Genomic DNA, 14,657 nt, shown 5'->3' on the forward strand with positions numbered 1-14,657 from the left:
GCTGCCCGTTTTTTTATTGCGTGTCACCTCTGAGCGCTAGTCCTGCCAGGAGGCCTTGTTGGGGAAGGCATCGCGATCGGCCTGATTGGCCGTCTCGTTGCATTCGCCCCGGATCTTCCAGGAGGTCTGGCTGAGGACGATATAGCCATCGCGGCAATACTTCCGCTCGGCCAGGGTCTGGGTCAACTGTGCATCCTGCAGCGCATCACGCCGTTCCAGCAGACTCTTGCTGCGGCTGAGGCGACTGCCGTCGTTCTCCTGCAGCCGGGTGGGCAGGGTGTCGAGTGGCGCGGCTTCAAAGGTGAAGCGCTTGCTCCCCTCTTCGTTGATATGGGTTCGAAACAGGGGGGCCGGGCCATCCGGCTGCTGCCCCGGCAAACCGGAGCAGGCAGTGATTGCCGGTAACAACAGCATGAATGCAACGGCAGACAGTAGACGCACACAAGACTCCAATCGGGTGATCACTTCAAGAGCGGCAGATTAACACGCCAGCTCGGGCTGGATGGCCTCGAGCAGCTGATCCGTGGTGAGCAGGGTCACGGTTCTGCCCTTTGGCAGGCTCAGATGTTGCCACATCCAGTGGTGGTGCTCGATGATCTTCTCCGCGCTCAGGTGAGGGCGATCCGCCGTGGTGTGGGCATCCGTCACCGCAAATACGTCAAACCCTTGCGCTGCGGCGCTGCGCAGCGTGGTGTCGACGCAAAAATCGGTGGCACAGCCGCTGATCAGCAGCCTGTCCACTGCCTGCTCCGCCAGCAGGAAGCCGAGCTCGGTATCGAGGAAGCTGTCACAGGCGGTCTTGCGTACCCGGCTGTCGCCGCGGCCCGGGGTGAGATCGGCGTGAAGCTGCCAGCCTGCACTGCCGGGTTCCAGTTCAGAACCCGGTGCGTCGTGTTGCACATAGATGACACGCCCCTGATTGGCCCGCACGTTGTCTGCCAAGCGGTTGATGTTGGCGATGACCTGCGCGTCCTGATGGCGGGGATTGGTAAACAACCCCTGTTGCATGTCGATAACCAGTAACACATCCATATGAAATCCTTAGGCAATTTTCAGGGTTGCAGCCACTGGCTGCAGTCACGGCTTCGGGATTGATGCAGTGCGCCCATATCTTGCTTCATTTCATCGGCATTTAGCCAGCGTTCTGGCAGGGGGCTGATCCGCACCCGGATGTCGGCGGTCCGCCCGGTGGGGGCGTGCGCATCGTTCTGCGGTTCTGTCTCTGGCACGACCAGTGCCACCTTGAGTGCCGGGTTGCGGCTGGCGATGCGGCTGGCGAGCCCCAGCCCTCCCTCGACGTGGAAGTTGCCGGCGATGTGCATGATGCGCCGGCCGGGATGCTGCTTGAGATAATCGACCATGCTCTCGGCCATGGTGTCATCCCAGCTGGTCTGGGCGGCGAAGCGGCGGGCATTGCCGTCGGCATCACCGTGGTGGAGCGAGGCCATGAATTTCTGGCGGTAAGGATCATCGGTGAGCGTGAGTTCGCGGGCGAGCTGGCTGCGACGACTGGCGGGGAGCTTGTCCAGCCAGGCGGACCCTTCCTGACCGACACAGCTCACCAGTGGTTTGGGGGCGTTGGCGGCGATGACCGGCAGATGGTGCTGTTTGGCGAACTCCACCAGCGGGCGATAGTCGCTCTGGTAGTTGGGCCAGGCGTTGCCATCGCGAATGAGGGCCGCCTCACCTATGCGCCCGGCCAGATAGGCATCCACCACGGCTTGATCGGCACGGCTGAACTGCTCCATGGAGAGCACAAGGGCACGACCATCGGCTCGGGATGCTTCTTCCAGCCCCGCCAGCAGGCGGGCCTGCAGCAGGTGCACGGCCGGGTGGGTATGCAGCTCGCCCACCACTACTATGTCGGCGTCCGCCACCTGATCCACCGCCTGGGTCAGCGTCAGCTCACCTTGGCTGGTATCGCTCTGACCCGCGCTGAGCCGATAGTGGTAGAGGGTGCCGGCATCGTCATCGGGCACTGTCGTGCAGGCGGCCAGCAGCAGGGGAAGGGTGAACAGGGGCAGTAATCGAGTCATGGTATCTCACAACGAAGCAGAGCCAGAGCCATACAATGGCAGCATGGCGGGCCGGAAAACAGAGGGGAATAGTGTAGAACCTAATTACGACAAAAGAAAATGAGAATGATTCCGTTTATTATTGATCTTTGTTGCGGGCTGAGTAATATGCCAGCTGTTTGATAACAGTTCTCAATAAGGATTTGCAGTGGCCCATAACAACACCCTATCGCTGGTTGCCCTTGCTGTGGCAGCTGGTCTCGCTTCCCCGGTCTTCGCGGCGGACAAGAAAGCAGATGAAGTCATGGTCGTCAGCGGCTCACGGATGGAGCAAAAACTGGAGGATGTCTCCGGCCCCATCTCGGTGATCACGGCCGAACAGATTGAAGAGCAGGTGGTGAGCAATGTCGCCGACCTGTTCCGTTACGAGCCGGGCGTCACCGCCCTCGGCGGCGCCGGCGATGCCCAGACCTTCATCATCCGCGGCATGGGTGAGAACCGGGTCAAGATAGTGCGCGACGGCGTGCGCCAGAACGACGCCTACAAGAACGGCGGGGTGGGCCAGAGCTATTTTGATACCGACATGATCAAGCAGATCGAGGTGGTCAAGGGACCCGCCTCTGCGGCCTACGGCTCAGATGCGCTGGGAGGCGTCATCGCCATCACCACCAAGGACGCCGGCGACTTCCTGAAGGGCCGCGACAGCTATCTGGACGCCACCACCGGCTATGCCTCCAGCAGTCACCAGAAGATGGCTGGCTTCACCGGTGCCCTGCGCAGCGGCGAGTTCGAGAACCTGCTGCGCTACACCTGGCGTGACGGCGGTGTGACCCAGAACTACGACGGCGACAAGAACGAATTCGACATCGCCAGCCAGGCCGTGCTGTTCAAGAGCAAGTGGAACCTGAGCGAGGATCAGTTCCTCAAGCTGACCGTCGACTACTTCAGCGAAGGGCAGGATCCGGATGCCGTTGATCTCACCAAGGCCGCCTCCGTCTTCAATCAGCCGATCACCGACAAGGACACGGACAACCTCTCGCTGGTGCTGGATCACGGCATCGCCCTGAACGCGCCCTGGGTCGATCGCATCGACAGCAAGATCTACTACGCTCGCACCAAACAGACCCTGGATCAGTACGCCTCGTCCAAGTACCCGGTCAAGCCGACCAACCCCTATGTGACCAAGAACTCGCTGGACAGCAACGGCTTCGAGCAGAAGAGCCTGGGGGCCCAAGTGAAGTTCAGCAAGGCGCTGGCCAGCCAGCGTCTGGCCTGGGGTCTGGAGTATGAGCACACCGACAACGAGCGGACCCGCTTCAAGGCGCCGACCGTACCGGGGGATTTCGTCGGCTACAGCGAGCTGAGCTTCCCCTCTACCACCAGCGAGCACGGTGCCCTGTGGGCCTTTGACGAGATCAAGTTTGGTGAGCGCTGGGTGCTGACCCCGGGTGCCCGTTACGACTACTACCAGATGACGCCGGATGAGGACCCCGCCTACACGGGCGAGAAGCTCAAGCGCTTCTCCGAAGGGGAGTTCTCGCCCAAGCTGGGGCTGGTATTCAAGGCTCACGAGGCGGCCAACCTGTTTGCCCAGTACAGCCATGGTTTCAAGGCGCCCATGTATGACAACGCCTTCTCCACCCTGAACCATCAGGCGTACGGCTATCGCATCGAGCCCAACACCAACCTCAAGCCCGAAAGCAGCGACGGCATCGATCTGGGGGTGCGCGGTAGTGCCGGCGGTTTCAGCTACGAAGTGGCGACCTTCTACAACAAGTTTGACGACTTCATCGAGCTGGGTCAGGTGAGCACCGAAGGGCGTACCACCGTCTACCAGTACCAGAACCTGGACAAGGCGACCACCAAGGGGGCCGAGGCCAAGGCGGATTACTGGTTAAATGATCTGGTCAACGTCTGGGGCAACCTGGCCTACATCGAAGGCAAGGATGGCGATGGCAACTACATCAACAGCCTGAGCCCGCTCAACGGCAGCCTGGGTGTGCGGCTGGAGCAGCCCAACTGGAACATCAACACGGCGCTGCGCTTTGCCGACGACATGAACAAGGTGGGCAAGGATGCCAGGGGCAATGACAATATCAAGAGCGCGGGCTGGGGCGTGGTGGATCTCTATGCCCAGTTCAAGCCGATGCAGGATCTGCAGCTCAACGTCGGTGTCTTCAACCTGTTTGACAAGGAGTACGTCAGCTACGAGAGCATCACGGGGCTGAGTGCCACGACCAACACCAGCAACAAGACAGAGCCGGGCCGCAACCTGAGTGCACGGGTCAAGTACGTCTTCTAATGTCGGTGAGCAGCACGCACATCTTATGACTCAGGGGCCGCGAGGCCCCTTTTCTATGGACTGAAACCGGCCCACGGCCGCTAAAAAAAGAAACCCGCCAGAAGCGGGTGGAAAGATTGCAACACTAACCAGGAGGTGGTGTTACTCAATAGACTCCGCTCTTGTGGCAATAGTTCAATTTTATTGATGTTTTTCATTTTTGCTTCCCCTCGGGATCGCAGGATCCTCCCCTGCAAATCGGTTATCATTTGTGCCCCTTCTTCCCGCTGTCGAGGATCTATGCCCGCCTTCTCCTGGTTAGCCCTGTTCTTTGGCGCCTTCTACTTCGTCTATGGTGCCTATCTGCCGTTCTGGTCGCTCTGGCTGGAGGGGATCGGCGTGAGCGCCGAGATGATAGGTCTGTTGCTGGGAGCCGGGATGGCAATCCGCTTCGCCGGCAACCTGCTGGTGATGGGGCAGATCAAGGGGGCCGGGCACCTGCTGCCCGTTACCCGGCTGCTCTGTCTGCTGAGCCTGCTGGCCTTCCTCGGCTTTTATCTGAGTCACAGCCTCTGGTGGTTGGTGGGGCTGACCCTGGTGGCGAACTTCATCTACCCGACCCTGATGCCGGTGGGGGAGGCACTTGCCACCCGCATGGTGGTGCAGGCGCACCTCGACTACGGCAAGGTGCGGCTGTGCGGATCCTTTGCCTTCATAGTCGCGTCGACCCTGGTCGGGGCCCTGGTGGGGAATTTTGGCAGCGACTGGGTGCTGCACACCATGGTGGCGGGGCTGGTGCTGATGTTGCTGCTCAGCTGGCTGCCGCTGCATCCGGCGCCGCGGGACATTCAGGGGGAGCGGGCGAAAGCCTCCCTGCTCGATACCCTCAAGTCCCCCTCGGTGCGCCGTTTCTTGTTGATTTCTGCCCTGCTGCAGGGCAGCCATGCCGCCTACTACGGTTTCAGCGCCATGCACTGGAAGGCGGCGGGTTACAGCGGCACCACCATAGGCTATCTGTGGGCGTTGGGGGTGGTGGCGGAGATAGGCATGTTCGCTGCCGACAAGCGCTTCCTCAACCGGTTCGGCGCCCAGAGCCTGTTTCTGGTGGGGGCGATCGGGTGCGTGGTGCGCTGGATCCTGCTCGGTGCATCCACCGAGCTCCTGGTGCTGGTGGCGGGCCAGCTGCTCCATGCGGTCACCTTCTGCGTCAGCCACCTCGGCGCCGTGCGCTTCATGACCCGCCAGCTGCCGGCCGAGCAGCTGATCCCCACCCAGGCGCTCTACGCGGCGCTCGGGCTCGGCATGACGGTGGCCGCCCTGATGACGCTGTGCGGCCTGCTGTTCGAGCCGCTGGGTGGCGGCATCTTCTTCATCATGGTGCTGGTGGTGGTGCCCGTTTTCTTCCTGCGGCTGCGCCCTGGCGAGGCGGCTTCCGCCTGATCTTGGCCGACAATGTCTTGGCCAAAAATGTCCTGGCCGAAGATGAAGGCGCCAGCCAGAGAAAAGGGGAGCATGTGCTCCCCTTTTTGCATGGCGCTCGCCTCACGCTTGCTCGCTCAGATAGCGGCGGATCAGGGCGTGCCAGACCTCGGCGCCCAGGGTGCCCGCCAGCAAGGTACTGGAGGCCGCATCGAAGCGACCATCCTCTTGCCAGGAGAGGTGTGGCAAGAGTGCCGACAGGGTACGGTGATGGTGTTGCAGGGCCAGATCCAGCGCCTCCCAGAAGGCGCTTCCTTTCACGTAGAAAAGGGGATAGTAGGAGAGATCTCCCGCCTTGACCGCATCACTGGCCCGATAGAGGCCTGCCTTGGCATGGGGCAGGTGGTCTTTGCGCTGCGCCAGCTCGTCGGCGGCCGTGGTGGTGTCCAGACGGAAGCGGTGCAGCGACTTGATGGCAAGGTACTCCGCCAGGCTCTCGGCGACCCAGGTCGGTCTGGCCCGGGTGTCGAGCATGTGTACCGCCTCGTGGGCACTGGTGCGCAGCAGGCGCAGTGGGGCATCGGCGGTGGGCTGGTTATCGCTGACCGGATAGTTGGCGACAAAGGCCCCGGCACCAGCGGCGCCTCCCAGCGAGTGGGTACTGATGTCGCGCGCCAGCCAAACCAGTTGCCAGGGCTTGCGTGGGGGCTGGGCATCGAGCTGGAAGGCGAGGTAATCGATGATGGCTTCCAGCTTCTTTTGCAAGCTGGCGATATTCAGCGCCCTGGCCATCTGATCGTGATGGATCTGCAGACGTGCTCCCTGCCGAGGCTGGGTTGTCGCTGGCAGGGCGAAGGGCAGGATCAGTGGCGGCTCGTCCATGCGGGGCATGGGGTGGCACTGGCCATCCGGCAGGCACACCTGACCCGGTTGTGCACCCTGCTGGCGTGGGAAATTCCCCCATTCGGTGACCAGCCAGCCGCCTTGTGGAAAGTAGAGGTTCTGCTGGGCCGAGGCATCGGCCCCGGTTGCAGGTACTGGCTTGAGCGTCACCTGCCAGCTCAGCTCGCGGCACCGGATGGGCTGGCCTGGCTTGACCCTGGCGCCGCTCTCCAGACAGGTAAGAGCAGGTAACCCCTGTTGTGGTGTGCCGCGCAAGGTACGGGCGGGCAGAAGAGTGAAAGGCTGTGTCCCTTCCGGGGTGAAGCGGATCAGCAGGGTGTCGGGTTTGGCGCTGGCCATGAGCTGATAGCTTGGGCCGGGCGGGGCCTGGACGGCTGCTCCCCAGAAGGGGAGCAGCAACAGGCTTTGGATGATGGGTGGAAGGGTCATGGTGTCGTTCCTGCGGGTTAGCGTTCTTGCTCATAGCCCAGCAGGTCACCCGGCTGGCAGCCCAGCTCGCGGCAGATGGCTTCAAGGGTGGAGAAGCGGACCGCTTTGGCATGACCGTTCTTGAGGATGGAGAGGTTGGCCTCTGTGATGTCGACCCGCTGGGCCAGTTCACGGGCTGTCATCTTGCGCTCGGCCAGCAGGGCGTCGAGCCGGATTATGATGGGCATGGGATCCTTACACCGTCAGTTGTTGTTCGTCGGCCAGCTGTTTGGCCTCGCGCATCACCAGTGCCAGTGCCGAGACAATCAAGCCGGCCAGCAGCAACTGGAAGTCCGACGAGCTGATGTTGATAGTGCCGTGCAGCTCGGGGCCTGGCAGGGTGAGCACTGTGTCCAGTAGCGGGGTCGTGATGATCTTGGTGACGAAGCTGGCACACAGCAGCAAGCCTATCAGCCGGTAGCGGCGGATCTGGCTGAAAGTGAACAGCATGGCGTGCCGATAGCCGCGAAACAGCTGGTGCAGTTGCCACAGGATCAGCATGAACACCAGGTCCGGCAGCAGCATGACCAGGGTAGCCAGCAGGCGAGTACCAAGGCCAAGCGGATAGTCGCTGACCGAGGTGGTGGGGGCGGCCTGCTGGGCGGCGGTAGCCTCCCCCATGGTGAGTGGCACGCCATTGAGCACCTTGTCACCCTCCTGAGCCAGCGCACTGATCAGCTCGTCCTGCAGGTAGTCGCTGCCGCCGAGCAGGTGGGACCAGGTGCCCAGCACCGTCATGATCGGGGTGGCCAGCAGGGCGAACAGCAGGATCCATTCGATCAGGCTGCTCATGCGTTCGAGCTTGTTGTATTTCATCCTATACCTCGTGATAGATGCCATGGGCCGCACAGTGCGGCATATGCTTACTGTTTATCGATAATCTGGCGCCAATGTTTATCGTTTTTCGATATTCAGTCAAGGGGTTTTTATTGAAAAACGATAAGGCTTGATGCACAAGAAGGAGATGACATTTTCCGGGCACCTCTCTAGACTGGCAGCTGCCGCGCTTAAATATTCAACATGGACAAGAGGTTACAGATGCACCAGGGATGGCTGCTGATCGGGTTGTCGCTCGCCTATCTGGGGCTGCTGTTTCTGATCGCTTATGTGGCGGACAAGAACAAGCGCCGCCGCCTCAAGGGGCAACCCCTGCTCTACAGCCTGTCGCTGGCGGTCTACTGCACCTCCTGGACCTTCTTCGGCACCGTCGGTCAGGCGAGTGAATCCCCCTGGTCGCCAGTGCCCATCTACCTTGGCCCCATGCTGGTCTTTCTGTTTGGCTGGCGACTGCTGGCCCGCCTCATCCTGGTGGCCAAGCGTGAGCACATCACCTCCATTGCCGACTTCATCGCCGCCCGCTACGGCAAGTCCCAGCGTCTGGCCATGGTCATAGCGCTGATCGCCATCATGGGCATACTCCCGTATCTGGTCTTGCAACTGAAAGCCATAGTGACCGGACTGGATCTGCTGATGGCCAACTCTGTGTCTGCCGGCCCCACTGGCAATACCGCCGGACTGGCCCTCGGCGTGGCTCTGCTGCTGGCGCTGTTCAGCATACTGTTCGGCACCCGCAACCTGGATGCCACCGAGCACCACAGAGGCATGGTGGTAGCCATTGCCTTCGAATCCGTGGTCAAGCTGCTCGCCTTCGTGACCGTGGGGGGCTTCGCGCTCTGGCTGATCCTGAGCAAGCCGAGCCAGGCCCGCACCCTGGTGGCCAGCGACTTTCTCGATGCCGTGGTGGCGGTGACGCCGGGCGGTCTGCTGGAGCTCGCCATCTACACTCTGGTCGCCATGTGCGCCGTCATCTGCCTGCCGCGCCAGTTCCACGTGACCGTGGTGGAGAACAATCAGGGCCAGGATCTGCACTGGGCGCGCTGGCTGTTCCCGCTCTACCTGTTCGTGATGGGGCTCTTCATCTGGCCGCTGACGCTGGCGGGCAAGCAGTGGGTGGGGGCCGGCATGGCCTCGGATACCTATGTGATCAGCCTGCCCATGTCGCTCGGTTTCGACGGCATGGCGATGCTGGCGTTTCTCGGCGGCACCTCGGCGGCCACCGGTATGGTGATCGTCTGTACCATTGCCCTGGCCATCATGGTCAGCAACGATCTGGTGCTGCCTGTGCTGCTGCGCCGCTTCTGGCAGCAGGGGCGCGACGAGCGGCTGGTGCGGCTGCTGCTGCAGGTGCGCCGGGGCGCCATCCTGCTGATCCTGCTGGCGGCCTGGGGGCTCTACCTCTGGCTTGGGGATCTCACCAGTCTGTCGCGCATCGGCTATCTGTCGTTTGGCGCCGTGGCCCAGTTTGCCCCCGCCCTGTTGCTCGGCCTCTACTGGCGGCACGGCAACCGCAAGGGGGTCTATCTTGGCCTCGCACTCGGGGTCAGCCTCTGGTTTGTCACCCTGCTGGCTGAGAGTGGCCTGCTGGCCGGCTCGCCGCTGGAATCCCTGCTGGCGCCACCCGACTGGCCCGCATTTCGCGATCTGAGCCTGGGGGCCTGGTGCATCTTCCTGAGCCTCTTGCTCAACCTGCTCGGCTATGTGGCGGGCTCCCTGCTGTCGCGGGCGGCGGTGAGCGAGCGGCTGCAGGCGGCCAACTTTGTCGGCAAGCCGAGCCGCGATACCACGGCCCTCTATCAGGCGCGGGTCTCGGTCAAGGAGCTGGAGATGCTGGCGGCCCGTTTCGTCGGCTCGAGCCGGGTCAAGCGGGCCTTCGGTCGTTTCGCCGGCGAGCGGGGCGGCACCCTGGCGCCCCAGATGCAGGCTTCGGCTGAGCTTATCGCCCATACCGAGCGGCTGCTGGCCGGGGTGTTTGGCACTTCGTCCGCCCGGTTGGTGCTGGCGTCGGCACTGCAAGGGCGCAACATGCAGCTCGAGGAGATTGCCACCATAGTGGACGAGGCCTCCGACGTGTTTCGCTTCAACCGCGGCCTGCTGCAGGGGGCCATAGAGCACATGGGGCAGGGGATTTCCGTGGTGGATCGGGAGCTCAAGCTGGTGGCCTGGAACCGGCGCTACATAGAGCTGTTCCACTACCCGCCGGGCCTCATCCAGATGGGGCGATCCATCGAGGAGATCATCCGTTACAACGCTGAGCAGGGGCTGTGCGGCCCGGGCGATATCGAGGCCCATGTGGCGCGGCGGGTCGCTTTCATGCTGCGCGGCAGCCCCCATATCTCGGCGCGGGAGCGACCCGATGGCCGGGTGATCGAGATGCAGGGCAACCCCATGCCGGCCGGCGGTTTCGTCATGACCTTTACCGACATCACCCCGTTTCGCGACGCCGAGCGGGTGCTGCGGGAAGCCAACGAACACCTGGAGGCACGGGTGGCCGAACGCACCCACGAGCTGTCTGAGCTCAACCGCCAGCTGCTGCTGGTGAACCAGCAGGTGGAGCGGGCCAACCACTCCAAGAGCCGCTTCCTGGCGGCGGTGAGCCACGATCTGACCCAACCCCTCAATGCGGCCAAGCTGTTTACCTCTTCCCTGCTTGAGATGCTGCCACCCCGGGATGAGACGGCCCGCATCGCCCGTCACATCGACGATGCGCTGGGGGCGACCGAGGATCTGATCACGGATCTGCTCGACATCTCGCGGCTCGAGGCGGGCAAGTTCAAGGCTAAAAAGCTCGATTTCGCCCTGCACGACGTGTTCGACAACCTCAAGGCGGAGTTCGGGGTGCTGGCTCAGGCGGGGGGCATACAGTTCTCGGTGGTGGAGAGCAAGCTGGCCGTGTACAGCGACGTGCGCCTGCTGCGTCGGGTGCTGCAAAACTTCCTCACCAATGCGTTTCGCTACAACCCGGGTGGCCGTGTGCTGCTCGGTTGCCGCCGGCTGGGGGACAAGGTGCGCATCGAGGTGTGGGACAACGGCCCCGGCATCCCGGCCGACAAGCAGGAGGCCATCTTCGACGAGTTCTCCCGCCTCGATCACTCCCGCACCGCCAAGGAGCAGGGGTTGGGGCTGGGGCTCGCGATCGCCCGCGGCATTGCCCTGGTGCTGGGGCACAACCTGACCCTGCGCAGCTGGCCGGGGGCGGGATCCGTGTTTGCCATCACCCTCAATCTGGCGACCCGTCCTGTCGCAACGACGCAGGTGGCGGCGCCCGCCCAGCGGGACAGCCAGCTGGAGGGGATCCGGGTGCTCTGCATCGACAACGAGAGCGACATTCTCATCGCCATGCACTCCCTGCTGGGTCGCTGGGGTTGCGAGGTGGTCTGCGCCCAGAGTCTGGTTCAGGCGGAGGATCTCATCGCCGGCGGCTTCCTGCCGCAGCTGGTGCTGTCCGATTACCACCTGGATGACGGCAAGACAGGCTTGCAGGCATTGCACATGCTGCGCCTCGCCCATGGCAACGACATAGGCGGCATCATCATCAGTGCGGATCGCAAGAGCGAGTTGCAGGCGCAGATCCGTGAACACGGCTACGGCTACATCAGCAAACCGGTCAAGCCGCTCAAGTTGCGAGCGCTGATGAACAGCATATTGCGGCCGGCCAAACTTGATGATGATCACGAAACAAGTAATTCGTCTGATTTTTAATCTCAGCCCCGAGGTGTCAAGATAGGCGCTTTCTTACACAACAAAGCGTCCTTTTTGCTCGTTTGGGGCTATTTTCCGATAAAAAGTGGCTTATTAATAACCTGTCAGGGGTTTGCCCTTCCTCGTTTAACTCCTTATATTCAACTTGCGATTATTTTTTGTCGCAAATCAAGTTGTGCAAAAGGCAAACCGGACGAAAGTCCGGGACGCAAAGCTTCCGGTCTAAGGGTCAGCAGTACCTAGGATAGCGGGGCCACCACAGGTTGTTTCGTCCATGGGCCAAGCCATGGCGCGATGTTGTCTGCGTTACCTGTCTGGTTGGCGTTGCCTTTTTCGTTGTTAATTCCAAGAACGAAATAAGGATATTCAACTATGTTAAGTCCAAAACCCTCAGTACTGGCGTTGTTGGTCGGGGGTCTGTGTGCCTCCTCCGCGTTCGCTGCCGCCCCCGGCAAACCCACCATCGGCTGGGGTGAAACCAAGTTCGCCATCGTCGAAGTGGATCAAGCCGCCACCTCCTACAACAAACTGTTCAAGGTGCACGCCGATGGCGCGCCGGTCAGCGTGAGCTGGAACCTCTGGTCCGGTGATGTCGGCCAGACCGCCAAGGTGCTGCTCGATGGCAAGGAGGTGTGGTCAGGCGCTGCCTCCGCCGCCGGCACAGCCAACTTCAAGGTGACCAAGGGGGGTCGCTACCAGATGCAGGTAGCCCTGTGCAACGCCGATGGTTGCACCCTCTCCGACAAGAAAGAGATCCTGGTGGCCGACACCGACGGTAGCCACCTGGTGCCGCTGAAGGCGCCACTGCAGGAGAACAACAAGCCTTACGCCAACAAGTCCGGCAAGGTGGTGGGGGCCTACTATGTGGAGTGGGGCGTCTATGGTCGCAAGTTCACCGTGGACAAGGTCCCGGCCCAGAACCTGACCCACATCCTCTACGGCTTTACTCCCATCTGCGGGGGCAATGGCATCAATGACAGCCTGAAAGAGATCGCGGGCAGTTTCGAGGCGCTGCAACGCTCCTGCGCCGGGCGCGAGGACTTCAAGGTCTCCATCCACGATCCCTGGGCCGCCATCCAGATGGGGCAGGGCAATCTCACCGCTTATGACGAGCCCTACAAGGGCAACTTCGGCAACCTGATGGCGCTCAAGAAGGCCTATCCGGACCTGAAAATTCTCCCCTCCATCGGCGGCTGGACCCTCTCCGACCCCTTCTTCTTCTTTGGTGACAAGACCAAGCGCGACACTTTCGTCGCCTCGGTGAAGGAGTACCTGCAGACCTGGAAATTCTTCGACGGGGTGGATATCGACTGGGAGTTCCCGGGTGGTCTGGGAGCCAACCCCAACCTGGGCAGCGCCTCCGATGGCGAGACCTATGTGCTCCTGATGAAGGAGCTGCGCGCCATGCTCGACGAGCTGAGCGCAGAGACGGGCCGTACCTATGAGCTCACCTCCGCCATCAGCGCCGGCGGTGACAAGATTGCCAAGGTGGACTATCGCGCCGCCCAGCAATACATGAATCACATCTTCCTGATGAGCTATGACTTCAACGGCGCCTGGACCAACACAGGGCTGGGTCACCAGACCGCGCTCTATGAAGCGAGCTGGGATCCCAACACCAAGTACACCACCGACAAGGGGGTGAAGGCGCTGCTGGGCCAGGGCGTGGATCCGGGCAAGGTGGTGGTGGGCGCGGCCATGTATGGCCGTGGCTGGACCGGCGTCAGCGGTTATCAGGGCAACAACCCCTTCACCGGCACCGCCACCGGCCCCATCGCGGGCAGCGAAGCGGAAGGGATCTGGGAGAAGGGGGTCATCGACTACCGTGGCATCGCCAAGGGCAAGATGGCCGGTGACTGGCAGTACAGCTACGACGAAGTGGCCGAGGCGCCCTATGTGTTCAAGGCCTCCACCGGCGAGCTCATCACCTTCGATGACGATCGCTCGGTCAAGGCCAAGGGGCAGTACGTACTGGCCAACCAGCTCGGCGGCATGTTCGCCTGGGAAATCGACGCCGACAACGGCGACATCCTCAATGCCATGCACGAGGGGCTGGGCAACGGCGAAGGCACAACACCGCCGGTCAACAAGCCGCCGGTGGCCAACGCAGGCAATGATCTCGCGGTGACCGGGCCGGCCCAGCTGGTGCTGGATGGTTCCTCATCCCGCGATCCGGAAGGGGCCGTACTGAACTACAGCTGGACCCAAGTTTCCGGTCCCAAGGCGACCCTGAGCGATGCCAACCAGGCCAAGGCCAAGGTGAGCGTTGATGCGGTCAGCCAGGACGTGAATCTGGTGTTCGAACTGACGGTGACCGACGATCACAACCTCAGTGCCAAGGATCAGGTTGTCGTGACCAACAAGGCGCCGCAACCCAACCTGCCACCGGTGGTGACGGTGCAGGACAAGGTCTCGGTCCTGGCTGGCAAGCAGGTGAGCATCACTGCCAACGCCACCGATCCCAACGGTGACACCCTGAGCTATCAGTGGAGCGTGCCGGCAGGGCTCAGCGCCAGCGGTCAGAACAGCAAGACCCTGGTGGTGACTGGCCCCAACGTGACAGTGGAGACCGGCTATGACCTCACGGTCACGGTGACCGACGGCGCGCTGGATGCCCAGGGCAAGACCCGTCTCACCGTGACCCCGGTCAGCGGTGGCGGCGACTGTGGTGCCACGGATCCTGATGCGGTCAACTGGCCGGCCTGGAAGGCCGCGACCACCTACAACGGTGGCGAGAAGGTGAGCCATAACCAGCTGGTGTGGCAGGCCAAGTACTGGACCCAGGGCAATGAGCCGAGCCGCAGCGCCGATCAGTGGAAGCTGACAAGCCAGGTGCAGCTGGGCTGGGATGCCGGTGTGGCCTACAACGCCGGTGACCTGACCACCCATAACGGCCGCAAGTGGAAGGCCCAGTACTGGACCAAGGGCAATGAGCCCGGCAAGCACGACGTCTGGCAGGATATAGGCGCCGCCAGCTGCCCCTGATGTTTGAACCTGTTCGGGGGGCGCATCATGCGCCCCCATTTTTTCCC

At 62.2% G+C, this 14,657-nt stretch carries 10 protein-coding genes and 1 riboswitch; of the genes, 4 read left to right on the plus strand and 6 right to left on the minus strand.

The genetic code is table 11. The features are described 5' to 3' along the window. Window positions 1–36 precede the first annotated feature (36 nt). The 3 genes from BN1128_RS14730 to BN1128_RS14740 are packed head-to-tail and all read right to left on the minus strand — an operon-like array spanning window position 37 to window position 2,036. On the minus strand, window positions 37–441 hold the full coding sequence (locus BN1128_RS14730) for a hypothetical protein (protein ID WP_042870059.1): 405 nt from the start codon (window positions 439–441) through the stop codon (window positions 37–39). 39 nt (window positions 442–480) lie between these two features. After that, complete coding sequence (locus BN1128_RS14735; protein WP_042870062.1) at window positions 481–1,032, minus strand: cysteine hydrolase family protein; 552 nt, start codon at window positions 1,030–1,032, stop codon at window positions 481–483. Window positions 1,033–1,052: 20 nt separating this feature from the next. After that, complete coding sequence (locus BN1128_RS14740) at window positions 1,053–2,036, minus strand: ChaN family lipoprotein (RefSeq protein ID WP_042870064.1); 984 nt, start codon at window positions 2,034–2,036, stop codon at window positions 1,053–1,055. A 187-nt stretch (window positions 2,037–2,223) separates the two neighbouring features. Here BN1128_RS14740 and BN1128_RS14745 point away from each other — a divergent pair, with 187 nt between their 5' ends. Both BN1128_RS14745 and BN1128_RS14750 read left to right on the plus strand, forming a co-directional pair. Continuing rightward, window positions 2,224–4,317 carry a TonB-dependent hemoglobin/transferrin/lactoferrin family receptor gene (locus tag BN1128_RS14745; protein WP_042870068.1) on the plus strand — a complete coding sequence of 698 codons (2,094 nt, stop codon included), beginning with the start codon at window positions 2,224–2,226 and terminating at the stop codon, window positions 4,315–4,317. 279 nt (window positions 4,318–4,596) lie between these two features. Beyond that, entirely contained in the window at window positions 4,597–5,736 is a 1,140-nt protein-coding gene (locus BN1128_RS14750; RefSeq protein WP_042870071.1) for a 3-phenylpropionate MFS transporter, read from the plus strand. Between the two features lie 102 nt (window positions 5,737–5,838). On the opposite strand, the gene BN1128_RS14755 is transcribed toward BN1128_RS14750, so the two are convergent. From BN1128_RS14755 to BN1128_RS14765, 3 genes are read right to left on the minus strand one after another with little or no spacing between them, the layout of a single operon-like run. Further along, window positions 5,839–7,047: a hypothetical protein gene (locus BN1128_RS14755; RefSeq protein ID WP_042870074.1), complete on the minus strand. Its 1,209-nt coding sequence runs from the start codon at window positions 7,045–7,047 to the stop codon at window positions 5,839–5,841. Window positions 7,048–7,064: 17 nt separating this feature from the next. After that, window positions 7,065–7,274 (minus strand): helix-turn-helix domain-containing protein, encoded by a 210-nt coding sequence (locus BN1128_RS14760; RefSeq protein WP_005311752.1) that lies wholly within the window; start codon window positions 7,272–7,274, stop codon window positions 7,065–7,067. A gap of 7 nt (window positions 7,275–7,281) precedes the next feature. Further along, window positions 7,282–7,902: a DUF2975 domain-containing protein gene (locus BN1128_RS14765; protein ID WP_042870075.1), complete on the minus strand. Its 621-nt coding sequence runs from the start codon at window positions 7,900–7,902 to the stop codon at window positions 7,282–7,284. A 222-nt stretch (window positions 7,903–8,124) separates the two neighbouring features. On the opposite strand from BN1128_RS14765, the gene BN1128_RS14770 reads away from it, so the two are divergent. Then, window positions 8,125–11,625: a hybrid sensor histidine kinase/response regulator gene (locus BN1128_RS14770; RefSeq protein ID WP_042870078.1), complete on the plus strand. Its 3,501-nt coding sequence runs from the start codon at window positions 8,125–8,127 to the stop codon at window positions 11,623–11,625. Window positions 11,626–11,798: 173 nt separating this feature from the next. Further along, window positions 11,799–11,886, plus strand: a riboswitch (cyclic di-GMP riboswitch). A 111-nt stretch (window positions 11,887–11,997) separates the two neighbouring features. After that, the gene (locus tag BN1128_RS14775; RefSeq protein ID WP_042870079.1) at window positions 11,998–14,610 is read left to right on the plus strand and encodes a glycosyl hydrolase family 18 protein; all 2,613 of its coding nucleotides are present in this window, start codon (window positions 11,998–12,000) and stop codon (window positions 14,608–14,610) included. Window positions 14,611–14,657 lie beyond the last annotated feature (47 nt).

This window comes from Aeromonas piscicola (genome assembly GCF_000820005.1).
GTDB classification, from domain to species: domain Bacteria; phylum Pseudomonadota; class Gammaproteobacteria; order Enterobacterales; family Aeromonadaceae; genus Aeromonas; species Aeromonas piscicola.

Bases quoted from the DNA above. Each gene is read 5' to 3' on its own strand.
- BN1128_RS14750 (WP_042870071.1), top strand. From the start codon at position 4,597: ATGCCCGCCTTCTCCTGGTTAGCCCTGTTCTTTGGCGCCTTCTACTTC.
- BN1128_RS14735 (WP_042870062.1), bottom strand. From the start codon at position 1,032: ATGGATGTGTTACTGGTTATCGACATGCAACAGGGGTTGTTTACCAAT.
- BN1128_RS14740 (WP_042870064.1), bottom strand. From the start codon at position 2,036: ATGACTCGATTACTGCCCCTGTTCACCCTTCCCCTGCTGCTGGCCGCC.
- BN1128_RS14775 (WP_042870079.1), top strand. From the start codon at position 11,998: ATGTTAAGTCCAAAACCCTCAGTACTGGCGTTGTTGGTCGGGGGTCTG.
- BN1128_RS14760 (WP_005311752.1), bottom strand. From the start codon at position 7,274: ATGCCCATCATAATCCGGCTCGACGCCCTGCTGGCCGAGCGCAAGATG.
- BN1128_RS14755 (WP_042870074.1), bottom strand. From the start codon at position 7,047: ATGACCCTTCCACCCATCATCCAAAGCCTGTTGCTGCTCCCCTTCTGG.
- BN1128_RS14770 (WP_042870078.1), top strand. From the start codon at position 8,125: ATGCACCAGGGATGGCTGCTGATCGGGTTGTCGCTCGCCTATCTGGGG.
- BN1128_RS14765 (WP_042870075.1), bottom strand. From the start codon at position 7,902: ATGAAATACAACAAGCTCGAACGCATGAGCAGCCTGATCGAATGGATC.